We start from the raw sequence: 14,311 nt of genomic DNA, 5'->3' as shown, positions 1-14,311 counted from the left end.
AGATTAGTTGGCCGCTTCAGGCAGGCTGAAGACCTGACCGGGATAAATGCGGTCCGGATCGCGGATCTGGCCAGTATTAGCCTCGTAGATCGTGGTGTACTTCAAGCCTTCACCATAAACGCGACGTGCGATGGTCCAGAGATTATCACCACGGCGAATGATCGCCTTGCCCGAGGCAAAACGCTGCGCGTTCGGATCACCCAGAGAAACTGCGACCATGGTTGGTACTGCAGCTTCTGGAGCCGCTGCAGGCGCCTCAGCGACCGCAACTGGCTGTTCAACAGCTGAGGATTCAACTGGCTGTGCTGGTGTCGCTGGCGTTGCTGGTTCGGCCGTGGCCGCAGGTGCTTGAGCAGGCGCAGGTGTTGGCTCTGGAGCTGTTGCGGCAGCAGGCGCTTCCGCCACGACGGTTTCCGGTTCGACCGGCACGTCGAGGACGAAGTCCACTTCAGCGCGGCTGATGACCTCGGAGGTTCCAGCCTTGAGCATATCAATGCGGACGCGCTGGTTGCCAGGTTTTAGCACCGACTCGCCTTCAATCAGCCAGCGCCCATCTGCGATGGTGGTGTCAGCGATGAAGCCATCGTCGACATAGAGGCGGATGGTGGCATCGTTGGTGCCCGCACCAGCAAAGAAGCTGCGCGTGCCTTCGAGTTCGATTGCGTCAATTGTTGGCGGAATGACAGCAGCGACGACGGCAGGAGCAGGAACGGCCTCCGTTGGCGCGGGAGCCTCAACAGTTTCTGGCGCGACCGGTGCGGCAGGTTCTGCAACAACATTCTCGGTCGATGGCGTTGCGGGCTCTACGGGCACAGCAGCCGGTTCCGGCGTTGCAACTGGCTCTTGCGCAACGACAGGCTCTGAAGTTGTTGCAGAAGGTTCAGTTGGCGCAGGTTCGGCATCAGAAACGGCTACCGGTGCGTCTGCAACGTCAACAGACGGTTCTGCCGTTTCGGTGGCTGAAGGTGCTGCTTCGCTTGGCGCAGCAGGCGCTTCGGGTGCAGCAACGGCCGCTGTGGGGGCCATAGCCACCTCGACGGCTGTATCATCGGTTGCGTCAGCGTCGGCTGCGCCGGCAGCGGCGTTGGACGCGACCAAGCCCTGCAACACTTCGCTGATTTTTCCAGGCGCGCTGGCAACGACGAGTGGCTGCGTGGTCTTGTCTTCGTTGATGACAACGATGAAGGCCTGATCTGTCGAGCTTGGCTCGCCGTTCTGGCCCAGCGTGATTTCAAGGCCGCCTGTCGCGAGCGGCTGCTCAGGAACGAAGACCCAGTCGCCGCTCGGCTCAACTTCGGTTTCACCCAGAAGGTCGCCATTAGCAAAGAGCTGAATGTCAGCGCCCGGCTGACCGCTACCCGCGATAACAACAGAACCATCGGGCTCTGCACGCAGCAGGGAGAAGGTGGCAGCTACAACGCCGTCAACGTCGATTGCCGGTGCGGCTTCGGCAGGCGGGGTAACGTCGAGCACTGGCTCGCTCGAAACCGCTTCCGGTGTTGCTTCAGCCACAACTGGCGCAACCTGCTCAGCAGGCGCTTCAGCAGGAACTTCAGCGACAACAGGCGCAGGCTGAGCGGGCACAAGCCCGGCATCGGCCATTTTGCCGTGCAGGCACTGGCCCAAGCCTGCAGGGCTATTGAAGCAGCTAACAAACGACGGGCCAACGAGCACGCCGAGGATGACAAGAAGTGTGACCGCCGCCGCTCCGATCGTCAGAGCAAGTGGTCTTTTCGGAGCAGTGTCGGCCAGTTTGCCCTCCCGGAGAATAGTTAAGCCCGATAGTCATTATGAGGCTTTAGACTGTTTGCGACTGATGCGCTTCAGTTTTCAGCAGCTTGAATGTGATCGATTCATACAGAGCTTCAAAGCTTGCATCAATGATATTGGCGGAGACACCGATTGTAGACCAGCGCTCGCCAGTGCCGTCGCGGCTTTCGACCAGTACACGAGTGACCGCGCTCGTGCCGCCGTCGAGGATACGCACCTTAAAATCAGCGAGTTCGAGGTCTTCGATCCGCGAAGAATAAATGCCGAGGTCCTTACGCAGAGCCACGTCCAGCGCATTAACAGGGCCGTTGCCCTCGGCCACGGACATCAAGCGCTCGCCACCAACGACAATCTTCACCACCGCCTCGGTGACCACTTCATCCCCCTGAGCATTGGGACGGCGTTCGACCATGGCGCGGTAATGCTCAACTTGGAAGTATTCGGGCAGCGTGCCGAGGATGCGGCGCGCAAGAATAGCAAAGGACGCATCGGCCCCGTCGTAAGAATAACCGCGCGCTTCTCGCTCTTTAACTTCAGCCAGGAGCTTTTCGAGGCGTGGATCGTCCTTTTCGAGGACGATGTTATGGCGCGCGAGGGCGGTGAGCAGGTTCGATTTACCGGCCTGTTGCGACACCATGATGGCGCGCTCATTGCCAATGCTTTCGGGCGGCACGTGCTCATAGGTCGAAAAATCTTTGAGCAGTGCCGAGGCGTGGATACCGGCCTTCGTGGCGAATGCAGCCTTGCCTACATAAGGCGCTTGAGGCGCAGGGGCGCGATTGAGGCGATCATCAAAGGCGCGGGAAATATGGGTGAGACGCTCAAGCTGGTCGGCCGTGACGCCGGTTTCAAAACGCTCAGCATAGAATGGCTTCAGAACCAGCGTCGGAATGAGCGTGATGAGATTGGTGTTGCCACAGCGCTCACCAAGACCGTTGAGTGTGCCCTGAACCTGACGCACGCCGGTTTCAATCGCGGCAAGAGCGTTCGCCACCGCTTGGCCCGTGTCATCGTGCGGGTGAATGCCGAGACGGTCGCCGGGAGCGATTTCCAGCACCTTGCCAATGATCTGGCGGATTTCGGAAGGCATGGTGCCACCATTGGTGTCGCACAGCACGACCCAACGCGCGCCAGCGGCTAGGGCAGTCTTGACGCAGTCGAGGGCATAGGTTGGATTGGCTTTAAAGCCGTCGAAGAAGTGTTCGAGATCGACGAGCACTTCCTTGCCCGCTGCTGCAGCGGTGCGGACCGTATCGGTGATGCCTTCCAAATGCTCGTCAGTGGTCGAGCTGAGGGCGAGTTCGACCTGGTAGTCCCATGCCTTGGCGACAAAACACGTTGCGTCGGCAGCGGACTGCACAATCGCGGTGACGCCGGGATCGTTGGAGGCAGAGCGCCCTGCCCGCTTGGTCATACCGAAGGCGGTGAATTTGGCGCTCTTCGTGCGACGTTTCTCAAAGAACTCGGTGTCGATGGGGTTGGCACCGGGATAGCCGCCCTCGATGTAGTCGACGCCAAGCTGTTCGAGCAGCTTGGTAATAGCAATCTTGTCTTCCAGCGAGAATTCAATGCCAGCCGTTTGCGCGCCGTCGCGCAGCGTGGTGTCAAAGAGATAGAGGCGTTCGCGAGACATGATTGAGCCTAACTGAGTTTTATTGTTCTTGCGGCCAGACGGCCGTGTCGTGGTCAGGGTGTTGGTGGTTGCTGAGCCGGATCTCTTCGACGGTCTCCAACTCCTCGGCAGAGTATGGCCCTATATCAGGCAAATGGCCGAGCTGATTGGCCCAGGACAGTCGGGATTCCGTGCCGTGTTGATCTTTGGGTGGAAAGGCTTCCGGCGTATCGAGCGAGCCGATGGAAACACTCATCCATTCGCCGTCACTGTATTTGAAGCTGAGCGGCGTACCGCAGGCATTGCAGAAGCCGCGCTCGACCAGATCGGACGACCGGAACAGGGTAATCGTTCCGCGCGTGACTTCGAAGTTGCGAACATGTTCGCCAACAAGCGGCGCATAGAAGCCGCCGAACGCCTTCTGGCACATTCGACAATGGCAGATATGTGCGCCACGAGGGCGCACATTGAAGCGATACCGGACAGCGCCGCACTGGCAGCCGCCACTGAACGTCTCACTCTGGGGCATGAATGACCGCCTCTATGTTGTTTCCATCCGGATCGATGACGAAAGCGCCGTAGTAGTGCTGGTGGTACTGGGGGCGTGGGCCGGGCGCACCATTGTCCTGTGCACCAACCGCCATTGCCGCAGCGTAAAACGCGTCCACAGCGGCGCGATTTTCCGCCGTGATCGCATAATGACGACCGGTTCCGGGATTTGGGTGTTCGGTCAGCCAAAAATCAGGCTTAGTCTTGCCATAACCACCGACCTTGACGCCGCCGGTGTATTCCAGCGGCACCTCAGCCAGCATGGTGATGCCTAAAGGCGCAAAGGCAGCATCGTAGAAGGCCTTTGAACGGGCCCAATCCGAAACGAGTATGCCGATGTGGTCGATCATTTTTCTCTCCTAGAATGATGTACCAAGGCTTTAGGCGTTTACCGTGACAAGTTATGTCAGTAGCTCCAATGGATTAGCGTTTAAGCTCCCACTTGGTGGTGCGCTGACCATTTTCATCCTTACCATCAAGAAGCGCGATCCCCTGTGCCGCGAGTTCATTGCGGATTGCATCGGCCTCAGCGAAGTTTTTGACGTTGAGAGCAGCGAGACGGGCGGCGACCTTCTCATCAACACTGTACCCTTTCGAGTTCACATAAACTTCGTAAACGTCCTCTGTTACGCCAGTATCGATAAACTGGCGCAGGTCATGAAAACCAAGATAGGACAGTGTGGAGATCAGGCTACCTGCGGCGCCGGGTTCATTTTTTTTGGCTTTACCAGCCAAACTTTCGAGTGCAACTCGCGCTTTAGAGAAGTTCAGGTCGTCTCGCAACGCTTCCATCACCTGTTCATCTGGGTGCGAATGGTCCGTTCCCTGTTCGGCGGCTATGGCCCACTTGACGAGCAGGCCCTCTGCTTCTTCAAGGCGCTTTAGCGTAAAGTCGATTGGCTCACGATAATGGGTCATAAGCATCGCGAGGCGCAGGACTTCGCCCGGCCATGTGCGGCCGCCGAAATCCGTGGTTTCGAGAAGCTGCTGGATGGTGAAGAAGTTGCCCAAGGATTTGGACATCTTCTGGCCTTCCACTTGAAGGAAGCCATTGTGCATCCAGACGTTGGCCATGGCGTGCGAACCATGAGCGCAACGGGACTGAGCGATTTCGTTTTCGTGGTGAGGGAAGATCAAGTCGAGCCCACCGCCGTGAATGTCAAAGGTCTTGCCGAGATACCGCTCGGACATGGCCGAGCACTCAATATGCCAACCCGGACGACCACGGCCCCATGGGCTATCCCAGCCCGGTTCTTCAGCCGACGATTGCTTCCAGAGCACGAAGTCAGCCGGATTGCGCTTGTGGCTTTCGACGGCAATGCGCGCGCCGGCGAGATTATCCTCAAGGCTGCGGCCCGAAAGCTGGCCATAATCGTCCATGCTATCGACAGCAAAAAGCACTTCGCCATTGGTTTCGTAGGCATGGTCGCGTTCGATCAGCGTCGCAATCAAGCGCTGCATTTCTTCAATATTATCGGTGGCGCGCGGCTGAACGGTCGGCTCCATGCAGCCGAGAGCGGCGACGTCCTTCTGGTACTGTGCAGCCGTCGTTTCGGTGACTTTTCGGATCGCCTCGTTGAGCGGCAGATCGGGGTGATCACGCAGCGCGCGAGCGTTGATCTTGTCGTCAACGTCGGTGAGGTTACGAACGTAGGTCACGTGTTCAGCGCCATAGGTATAGCGCAGCACGCGGAACAGCAGATCGAAGACGATAGCCGCACGACCATTACCGATATGGGCAAAGTCATAAACCGTCGGCCCGCACGCATACATGCGGACGTTGTTGGCATCCATAGGCTCAAACGGCGCTTTCGAGCGCGTGAGCGTATTGTAGAAATTCAACTTCGGCTTTGCCGTGCTCATGGATGGGTCCTGTAGGCCAGACGTTTTGATGCCCTGGCGGGAGCCTCTATCCATTGCGCACTATCAGGATGAAGAAGACTGCTCCGCCAACGCTTGGTTAGCAGCTAATAATGCAGGTGATAGTCGTGCACAGAGTCTTCATGGCGGGACATTGGCCGCGCCCTTGCAGAAAAGCAAGTGAAAACAAAAAATGGGCGACCCCACGGGGCCGCCCTATCGCTTTGGAGGCGAATAATCTGGCAGCGCCGCTGCCTTTACAGACACTCTACACCGACGCCACATTGCACCAAGGCGTACACGGGAATGTGATCACGCCCCGGCGACACGAACCGTTTGATTGATATCACCAAAAACGGACTGCCCCGCTTCGTTGATGGCAGCGATGCGAACCCTATCACCGCTCTTCAGGAAGGGCGTGCGCGCGCCTCCGAATTTGGCCTTTTCGGCGGTCCGAGCTTCGGCGATGCAGGCAAAGCCAATGCCGTTTTGCTTGATCGGCAAAGTCTCGTCATGGGCATTGGAAACGGTGCCACTCCCGATGATTGTGCCAGCAGCGAGAGAGCGCGTTCTTGCAGCCTCGACAATAAGATCGGCAAAATCAAAGTGGACGCCAACCCCTGCATTGGGCTGCCCGTAGAGCGTGTCGTTGACCTCGATTTTTACCGGCAAGTGCAGGCGGTTTTCACGCCAGAGAGCCCCTAATGCATCGGGTGTCGCCACCACTGGAGCAAAGCTCGTGGACGGTTTGGCATGGAAGAAACCGAAGCCATTTTGGAGGTCATCAACGACCAGTTTGCGCAGTGAAACGTCGTTGCAAACGGTGATGAGCCGAATGGCGGCAGTGGCCGTTTCTTTGTCAGCGCCCATCGGCACTGCGCCGATGATTACCGCAACTTCCGCTTCGAAATCGGTCGCGAGGTCATCAGAGGGGACCAAAATCGGATCCGTCGGGGCAGAAAGCGAATCAGAACCGCCCTGATAGAGCAGCGGACGGACCGACTGCAGCTCTTCGTCCTTGCTTCCCTTCAGCGACCGGACGCGTTCGAGATGGCTCATATAGCCTGACCCATCAATCCACTGATAGGCGCGCGGCAGGGGCGCTAAAACCTGTGCGGAGGCCAAGGGCTGGCCCGCGATCTGGTTGGCTTCGAGCTGGGCCGAAAGGGCCGCAAGAGAAGGCTTGGCACTGTCCCAGTCATCTAGCGCAGATTGCAGCGTTGCTGCGATGCGTCCCGCCGAAACATATCGCGACAGGTCATTCGATACGACGACCAATTGTCCATCAGGGCGGCCGTTGCGCAGCGTTGCCAGTTTCATCCTAGGTATAACTCCAAAGCTTTGCGTCACAGCATAGAGGTAACAATCCCTCGCGCCGGGCGTATAATGTTGCGAGGAGCCCTAGCGATGTCTTAAGGACTCCAAGGTCGCTTAGGTTGCGACTCGTCAAGGGATATTACGTGACCAAAATCTCGACCGGTCTTCGTTCCGTCTTTCTTTTCGCTCTGGCCGCGATCATGCTCGTGCTGGACGTGAATACCGCCTACGCGCAAGCCGCCCAATGTGCGCAGCTGCAGAACGCGCTGGCGCAGTTCAACAGCAATGGCGACTTCCAGAGATTTGGCAATAATCCCAATGTTCTGCGCCAATTGCAGCGTCAGGTGCAGGATGCGGAAAGCCGCTATATCCGTCGCGGTTGCAATGACGACGCGCGTGCGGGTCGGCAGCTGAACCAGGAATGCCAAGGCATCGCCCGCGATGTGCTTAAGGCCCGCGAAGACTTGGCCAATGCCTCCCAAGGCATGCAGAATGCCACTGCAGTTGCCCAACAGCGCGAAGCGATTTTGCAGGAAATGGCCCGATTTGGCTGTGCAGCGAACACCGGCATGTCCGGCGACCGTCAAAGCATTTTTGATCGTATTTTCGGGTCCTCCTCAGAGCAGGACTTTTCCAATGGCGATTTTGTCGAAGGCGGCTGGGGCAATTCTGGCTACAACACCGTTCGTACGCTCTGCGTGCGTCTGACGGATGGCTACTTCTGGCCAATCAGCTATTCGACCTTGCCGGACTATCTGACCAATGACGCGCAGGCGTGTCAGCAGATGTGTCCCAATACGCCGGTTGATTTGTTCTATTACAACAACCCCGGCGAAGAACCCGAGCAGATGCGTAACACTGGCGGCGTCGCATACATCGCAATGCCCTATGCCTTCGCCTATCGCGAAAAGTTCGATAATGCCTCGAGCTGCAAAGCCGCTCCGTCCATTGCAGGTGCGGTTAAGGTCGCCAGCACAGACGCTGGTCAGCAGGTTGAAATGATGGAAATCAACGGGATGACTTTCCCGATGCCACGCCGGGACCCGCGTGGCGTTGCGCCCGTTCAGGCAGCAGTTCAGCCCGAAATGCTTGCAGTTCAGGCTGTCGCTATGGTCGACGTCCCCCTGCCCCGCCCACGACCATCTGGCCCGGGAGAGATTGCCCGTCGACCCGAAGCCCCTGCACCGCAGGAACTCCGGATCGTCAATTTTGATGGGAAGGCCGTTAGGGTAGTCGGGCCAGACACTCCGTACGCCCAAGCAGGACGATCAGGCTCTTAAGTTCTGGGCCGTCGTGACGGCCAGTTAGCGCCATGCGCAGGGGCAAGAACAGTGCTTTGCCCTTGCGACCGGTCGATGCTTTAAGCGCGTCGGTCCAAGTCCCCCAAGTGGTCAGATCCCAAGGCTCTGGTGGCAATGCCGCCTTGGCAAGCGCGAGGAATTCGCGGTCTTCGTCAGCAACGACGGGCGTGATCGGACCAGTGAGGAGCTTATTCCACTCGACTATATCACCGAACTTGTTGAGGTTTTCACGCAGCAGGTTCCACCCTGCCTCGCCCTCAACACCAAGCGCCGACAAGCGATCAGCAGCCTTTTCGTAGGGCATGGCGTGCAAAAGGCGCGCGTTGACCGCGGCGAATTCCGCCGGATCAAACCGAGCCGAACCGTGTGAGATCATCGAGAGTTCAAGCTTTTCGGCGATAGCGTCGAGGCTATCGAAGGCTTCGACCGAAACGCTCGTTCCGGTGAGCGTTGCCATGATCGCAACAGCCAGAGGCTCAAAACCTTCTTCGCGGTAATCGGCAATCGACTGCGAGCCAAGGCGCTTGGAGAACCCCTGCCCTTGCGCATCGGTGAGCAGATTGTGGTGACCGAATATTGGCGTCGGACCACCGAGAGCTTCAAAGATTTCGATCTGCGTACCGGTGTTGGATACGTGGTCTTCGCCGCGGATCACATGGGTAATGGCGAGGTCGATATCGTCGACAACAGATGGCAAGGTGTAAAGATAGCTGCCATCAGCACGGATGAGGACGGGATCGGACATAGAGGCGGTATTGACCGTCTGCTTGCCCTTGATCAGGTCTTCGAAAATGACGGGCTTGCCATCGAGTTTGAAGCGCCAATGCGGCTTACGGCCTTCGGCTTCGAGACGGGCCTTGTCTTCGTCCGAGAGGTCGAGCGCAGCGCGATCATAGATCGGCGGTTTGCCCAGAAGGCGAGCGCGCGCACGCTTACGATCGAGCTCTTCTTCCGTTTCGTAGCATGGGTAAAGACGCCCGGCAGCGATGAGCTTGTCACGTGCTGCATCGTAAAGCGCAGTGCGCTCTGACTGACGGACCAGCAAATCTGGCTTAACGCCGAGCCAGTCGAGGTCAACCTCGATGCCGTCGGCGAATTCACGCGTCGAGCGCGCCAAATCTGTGTCGTCCATGCGCAGCACATATTTGCCACCATGACGACGTGCAAAGAACCAGTTCAGCAGCGCAGGACGCGCATTGCCGAGGTGGATACGACCTGTGGGGGACGGCGCCCAGCGAACAGTTACGCTCATCCGACGATCAAATCCTTATAGCCATTGGTGATTGGGTACTTTCTGCCAAGGCCAAATGCCTTAGCGCTCAGCTTAGGGCCCGGAGGGGCCTGTCGCCGCTTATATTCTGCAATATTTATCAGGCGCTGCATCCGCAGCACCATTTCGCTATCGAAACCGTCAGAGACGATCTCCGCAACCGATTTCTCATCCTCCACAAGTGCAGTGAGCACGGCGTCGAGAACTGGGTAAGGCGGGAGAGAGTCTTGGTCCTTCTGGTCCGGGCGCAGCTCGGCGCTCGGGGCCTTGTCGATGATGTTCTGCGGAATGACCATGCCGGATGGTCCAAGGCAATCGCCCGGCACATTGGCATTGCGCCATGCCGCGAGGCGATAAACTTCCATCTTGAACATGTCCTTGAGCGGATTATAGCCGCCGTTCATGTCGCCATAGATGGTGGCGTAGCCAACAGCCATTTCGCTTTTATTGCCTGTGGTGAGCAGCATGCTGCCCAGCTTATTGCTGACCGCCATGAGCACCACGCCGCGCATACGCGACTGGATGTTTTCTTCGGTGAGGTCTGCAGGACGCGTCCCGAAGACGGGCTGGAGTTCGACCAGGGCCTGATCAACGGGATTGCCGATGGAAACAACGTCGTAGCGTACGCCCAAAAGCTCCGCGCATTCGCGAGCGTCTTGGATGCTGGCTTCGGACGTATATCGGTATGGCAGCATGATGCAGTGAACGTTCTCAGGGCCCAGAGCATCAACCGCCATGGCCGCAACAACAGCACTGTCTATGCCGCCGGAAAGGCCGAGAACGACATTTTTAAAGCCGTTCTTTTTGACGTAGTCGCGCAAGCCCAGGACGCAGGCGCGCCAAGGGGCTTCATCAGTCGATGTCAGCTCTTCAATCTTGCCATTGGTGCAGGTCCAACCTGCCTCACTACGAGCCCAGTCCGAAATGATAAAGTCGGTTTCAAAAGACTTGCCCTGGAAGACGAGCTTATTGCCCGGCTCCATGCCAAAGGAGGCACCGTCATAAACCAGCTCATCCTGCCCGCCGATCTGATTGAGATAGAGCAACGGGATTTGATCTTCCTCGGTGCGGGCGCGAACGAGGTTTTTGCGCACGTGCTGCTTGTTGCGCCAATAGGGCGAACCATTCGGGCAGAGCAGGATTTCCGCGCCCATTTCAGTGAGCTGCGCGCAGACGGCTTCGTGCCAGATGTCCTCACAGATCGGAATGCCAACAGTGACACCCTTGATCGTCACCGGTTCTGGAAGAGCGCCCGCTGTGAAGTAGCGCTTCTCAAAGAACACATCTGAATTGGGCAGTTCATGCTTGGTGCGGATGGCGGTGATCTCGCCATTCTCGGCAACGATGACAGCGTTATGGAGACCCAAGCTATCCTGCCAGATCGTCGGCAAGATAATGACTACGTCTGTCCTATCCGTCGCTTTGACGAGCTCTTTTGCCGTGGCTACCGCGTCAGCGATAAATTTGGGTTTGAACAGGAGGTCGTCGGGGAAATAGCCGGTCAGGAACAACTCGGGGAACATGAGAATGTCCGCCTGAGCGCTGACAGCATCGGCGAGAGCCTGACGACCGAGCGCGAGGTTGCCAACAAGGTCACCGACCTTGGGATTGAGCTGTGCGAGGGCGATGCGAAGCTGATCGGTCACGTGGTTGAGCCTGTTCGAAGGGCAGAAACCCGGAGTCCGCCGGGCTAGGTGGCGAGACTTAGCCCCTCACTGATTGAAGGGCAAGCCAGCGCGAAACGGATAACATTCCGCGCTGGTTGCGAATGTATGGCCTTATTCGGCCGCCGGAGCGACTTCACGCACTGGCTTCTGAGCGTGAATTTCTTCAGCCACCAAGAATGCCAGCTCAAGTGCCTGAGCACCGTTGAGGCGTGGGTCGCAATAGGTGTGATAACGATCCGACAGAGACTGCTCAGTGACCGCCGACATACCGCCGACGCATTCAGTGACATCGTCGCCGGTCATTTCGATGTGCACACCGCCTGCGTAAGTGCCCATCTCGCGGTGAACGGAGAAGAACTCCTTCACTTCTGTAAGGACGCTATCGAATGGACGGGTCTTGTAGCCAGTGGAGGCCTTGATGGTGTTGCCATGCATCGGATCGCAGCACCAGACAACGGTGCGACCGGCCTTCTGGACGGTCTCGATCAAGCGCGGCAGGTGATCACGAACCTTGTCTGCACCGAAGCGCGAAATGAGGGTGATACGACCCGCTTCGTCAGTTGGGTTGAGACGATCGAGAAGACGCAGGAGATCGTCGTTCGAAAGGCTCGGGCCACACTTGACGCCGATTGGGTTGTGAATACCGGCAAAGTACTCAACGTGCGCATCGTCTGGATTACGCGTGCGATCGCCGATCCAGAGCATATGGCCCGAAGTGGCGTAGAAGTTTTTGGAGATACTATCGCGACGGGTCAGCGCTTCTTCATAGCCCAAGAGCAGCGCTTCGTGGCTGGTGTAGAAAGACGTCTGCTTCAGCGCAGGGGTGTTTTCTGGGTTGAGCCCGAGTGCACCCATGAAAGTGATCGCGTCGTCGATCTTCTTGGCAACTTCTTCAAAGCGGGCGTTCGAATTCGAGCCCTTCATGAAGTCCATGGTCCACTCATGGATGCGGGTCAGTTCGGCATAACCGCCGCTCGAGAAGGCGCGCAGCAGGTTGAGCGTTGCGGCAGACTGGCGGTAGGCCATCAGCATACGAGCCGGATCTGGAACGCGCGAGCCTTCGTTGAAGGCGATGTCATTGATGATGTCGCCGCGATAGCTCGGCAGCTCGACGCCGTCGATCACCTCGGTATCGGCAGAACGAGGCTTAGCAAACTGCCCTGCCACGCGGCCAATTTTGACGACCGGCTTAGAGCCACCATGAGTGAGCACCACCGCCATCTGCAGGAAGACGCGGAAGAAGTCACGAATGTGATCCGCACCGTGTTCTGCAAAGCTTTCGGCGCAGTCGCCGCCCTGAAGCAAGAAGGCCTCACCGCGCGCAACAGCCGCAAGACGGGACTTAAGCTCGCGGGCTTCACCAGCAAAGACTAATGGAGGGAAGCTGGCGAGCTGACGCTCCGCATCTGCCAAGGCAGCCATATCAGGGTAAGCAGGCACCTGCTTAACAGGCTTCTGGCGCCAAGAGCTCGGGGTCCAGTCGGTCATTATTCGTCTCGCTTGAGGCAGGCAGGCGGAAGTGTTGCGCTCGGCTCTAGCAAGACCGAGGGCTGGTGCCAAGTTTAAACGCGTTAGACCTTGGTGCCATTTCGATAGGAATAGCTCGGTGACTTGAACGTCACGAGTTCTTCGGCTGCGCTTGGATGCAGAGCAATTGTCCGATCTAGGTCCTTTTTGGTCGCGCCCATGCCAACGGCAATGGCAACCATCTGGATCATTTCGCCCGAACTTGGGCCGAGCAGATGCACACCCAAGACCTTGCCTTCGTCTTTTTCGGTGATCAGCTTGATCACCACGCGCTCCTGCCGATCAGAGAGCGTATTCGCCATGGGGCGGAAGCGAGCGAGGTAAACGTCGACATCGCCTGATTGAGCGACGGCTTCGTCTTCAGTCAGGCCAACAGTCCCGATCTCCGGCTCCGAGAACACAGCGGTCGGGATCAGGGAATGATCGACCGTCAGCGGATTGTTGTTGAACAGTGTTTCAGCGAAGTACCACCCTTCGCGAATAGCCACTGGGGTCAATTGCGCGCGACCGGTGACATCGCCAACTGCATATACGGAAGGGACGTTCGTCTTCGAAAACGCATCGACGACAATGTTCTTCTGGCCGTCAAGAACGACGCCTGCGGTTTCAAGCCCAAGGCCATCAGTATTGGGTGTTCGACCTGTGGCGAACATAACTTGGCTATAGCTGGCGCTGTCGCCAGACTTGAAGGTGACAGTGACGCCGTCTGCACTTTTGGCCAGACCTGCAACACCGTCATTATAGCGCAGCGCGATGCCACGCGCCTTAAGGCCAAACTCGAGCCCGTCGCTCATGTCCTTGTCGAAAGTGCGCAGCAGCCTATCGCGGCGATAGACGAGTGTCGTGTCCACACCTAGGCCCGCGAATATGGTGGCGAACTCAACGGCGATGTAACCGCCGCCCTCGATGAGGATCGACTTAGGCAGTTCAGGCAGATCAAAGGCTTCGTTGGAAGAAATGCCCAGTTCCCTGCCCGGAACGTCGGGAATGAACGGGGTCGCGCCTGTAGCGACGAGAATGTACTTAGTCGTCAGCTCGCGGTCGCCCTTGAGCAGCTTTACGCTGTTTGGACCGGTAACAACGGCGCGGTCGCGAATGATTTCGGCACCCGGCTTGGCCAAATTGGTTGCGTAGGCGTTTTCAAGACGGGTGATCTCTTTTTCCTTGGCAGCGACAAGGGTCGGCCAATCAAAGCTTGCATCCACTTGCCAGCCAAAACTCTCGGCGAGCTCAAACTCGTCGCGGAAGCGCGAGGCATAAACATAGAGCTTTTTGGGAACGCAGCCACGGATCACGCATGTGCCGCCGACCCGGAATTCCTCAACGACCGCGACTTTGGCACCGTAGGTCGCCGCCATACGCGCCGCGCGAACTCCGCCAGAACCTGCACCAATAACAATCAGGTCGTAATCAAAGCTCATCGCGGCACCTAAGTTTC

Annotated in this window: 11 protein-coding genes; 1 reads left to right on the top strand and 10 read right to left on the bottom strand. The window is 57.9% G+C overall.

Going from position 1 to position 14,311, the window contains the following annotated elements; all coding sequences use genetic code 11:
• Window positions 1–3: 3 nt before the first annotated feature.
• The 6 genes from HKD40_RS17825 to HKD40_RS05425 all read right to left on the bottom strand — a co-directional run bounded on the left by HKD40_RS17825 (window position 4) and on the right by HKD40_RS05425 (window position 7,111).
• Window positions 4–1,602 (bottom strand): LysM peptidoglycan-binding domain-containing protein, encoded by a 1,599-nt coding sequence (locus HKD40_RS17825; protein WP_199368520.1) that lies wholly within the window; start codon window positions 1,600–1,602, stop codon window positions 4–6.
• 196 nt (window positions 1,603–1,798) lie between these two features.
• The gene (gene cimA / locus HKD40_RS05445; protein ID WP_169194716.1) at window positions 1,799–3,403 is read right to left on the bottom strand and encodes a citramalate synthase; all 1,605 of its coding nucleotides are present in this window, start codon (window positions 3,401–3,403) and stop codon (window positions 1,799–1,801) included.
• Window positions 3,404–3,422: 19 nt separating this feature from the next.
• Entirely contained in the window at window positions 3,423–3,911 is a 489-nt protein-coding gene (locus HKD40_RS05440; protein WP_169194715.1) for a GFA family protein, read from the bottom strand.
• Window positions 3,898–4,281: a VOC family protein gene (locus HKD40_RS05435; RefSeq protein ID WP_169194714.1), complete on the bottom strand. Its 384-nt coding sequence runs from the start codon at window positions 4,279–4,281 to the stop codon at window positions 3,898–3,900. Before HKD40_RS05435 ends, HKD40_RS05440 begins: the two co-directional genes overlap by 14 nt.
• Before the next feature lie 73 nt (window positions 4,282–4,354).
• Complete coding sequence (cysS, locus tag HKD40_RS05430) at window positions 4,355–5,794, bottom strand: cysteine--tRNA ligase (RefSeq protein ID WP_169194713.1); 1,440 nt, start codon at window positions 5,792–5,794, stop codon at window positions 4,355–4,357.
• 309 nt (window positions 5,795–6,103) lie between these two features.
• Window positions 6,104–7,111 carry a fumarylacetoacetate hydrolase family protein gene (locus tag HKD40_RS05425; RefSeq protein ID WP_169194712.1) on the bottom strand — a complete coding sequence of 336 codons (1,008 nt, stop codon included), beginning with the start codon at window positions 7,109–7,111 and terminating at the stop codon, window positions 6,104–6,106.
• A 140-nt stretch (window positions 7,112–7,251) separates the two neighbouring features.
• Here HKD40_RS05425 and HKD40_RS18165 point away from each other — a divergent pair, with 140 nt between their 5' ends.
• Window positions 7,252–8,388, top strand: a complete 1,137-nt coding sequence (locus HKD40_RS18165) for a DUF2865 domain-containing protein (RefSeq protein WP_169194711.1) — start codon at window positions 7,252–7,254, stop codon at window positions 8,386–8,388.
• Here HKD40_RS18165 and gltX read toward each other — a convergent pair.
• The 4 genes from gltX to gor all read right to left on the bottom strand — a co-directional run bounded on the left by gltX (window position 8,333) and on the right by gor (window position 14,294).
• On the bottom strand, window positions 8,333–9,661 hold the full coding sequence (gene gltX / locus HKD40_RS05415; protein WP_169194710.1) for a glutamate--tRNA ligase: 1,329 nt from the start codon (window positions 9,659–9,661) through the stop codon (window positions 8,333–8,335). The genes HKD40_RS18165 and gltX overlap by 56 nt on opposite strands.
• Entirely contained in the window at window positions 9,658–11,325 is a 1,668-nt protein-coding gene (locus tag HKD40_RS05410) for an NAD+ synthase (protein ID WP_169194709.1), read from the bottom strand. Before HKD40_RS05410 ends, gltX begins: the two co-directional genes overlap by 4 nt.
• Window positions 11,326–11,457: 132 nt before the next feature.
• Entirely contained in the window at window positions 11,458–12,837 is a 1,380-nt protein-coding gene (locus HKD40_RS05405) for a 3-deoxy-7-phosphoheptulonate synthase class II (protein ID WP_169194818.1), read from the bottom strand.
• An 80-nt stretch (window positions 12,838–12,917) separates the two neighbouring features.
• Window positions 12,918–14,294, bottom strand: a complete 1,377-nt coding sequence (gene gor, locus HKD40_RS05400; protein ID WP_169194708.1) for a glutathione-disulfide reductase — start codon at window positions 14,292–14,294, stop codon at window positions 12,918–12,920.
• Between the last annotated feature and the right edge of the window lie 17 nt (window positions 14,295–14,311).

The organism is Devosia sp. MC1541 (genome assembly GCF_012847305.1).
Classification (GTDB): Bacteria; Pseudomonadota; Alphaproteobacteria; order Rhizobiales; family Devosiaceae; genus Devosia.
Note: the sequence above shows the minus strand (reverse complement) of the source record. Positions and strands in the feature narration are given on the sequence as shown.

Excerpts from the sequence above, each read along its gene's own strand:
- HKD40_RS17825 (WP_199368520.1), bottom strand. The coding sequence starts at position 1,602 with ATGGCCGATGCCGGGCTTGTGCCCGCTCAGCCTGCGCCTGTTGTCGCT.
- cimA (WP_169194716.1), bottom strand. The coding sequence starts at position 3,403 with ATGTCTCGCGAACGCCTCTATCTCTTTGACACCACGCTGCGCGACGGC.
- HKD40_RS05440 (WP_169194715.1), bottom strand. The coding sequence starts at position 3,911 with ATGCCCCAGAGTGAGACGTTCAGTGGCGGCTGCCAGTGCGGCGCTGTC.
- HKD40_RS05435 (WP_169194714.1), bottom strand. The coding sequence starts at position 4,281 with ATGATCGACCACATCGGCATACTCGTTTCGGATTGGGCCCGTTCAAAG.
- cysS (WP_169194713.1), bottom strand. The coding sequence starts at position 5,794 with ATGAGCACGGCAAAGCCGAAGTTGAATTTCTACAATACGCTCACGCGC.
- HKD40_RS05425 (WP_169194712.1), bottom strand. The coding sequence starts at position 7,111 with ATGAAACTGGCAACGCTGCGCAACGGCCGCCCTGATGGACAATTGGTC.
- gltX (WP_169194710.1), bottom strand. The coding sequence starts at position 9,661 with ATGAGCGTAACTGTTCGCTGGGCGCCGTCCCCCACAGGTCGTATCCAC.
- gor (WP_169194708.1), bottom strand. The coding sequence starts at position 14,294 with ATGAGCTTTGATTACGACCTGATTGTTATTGGTGCAGGTTCTGGCGGA.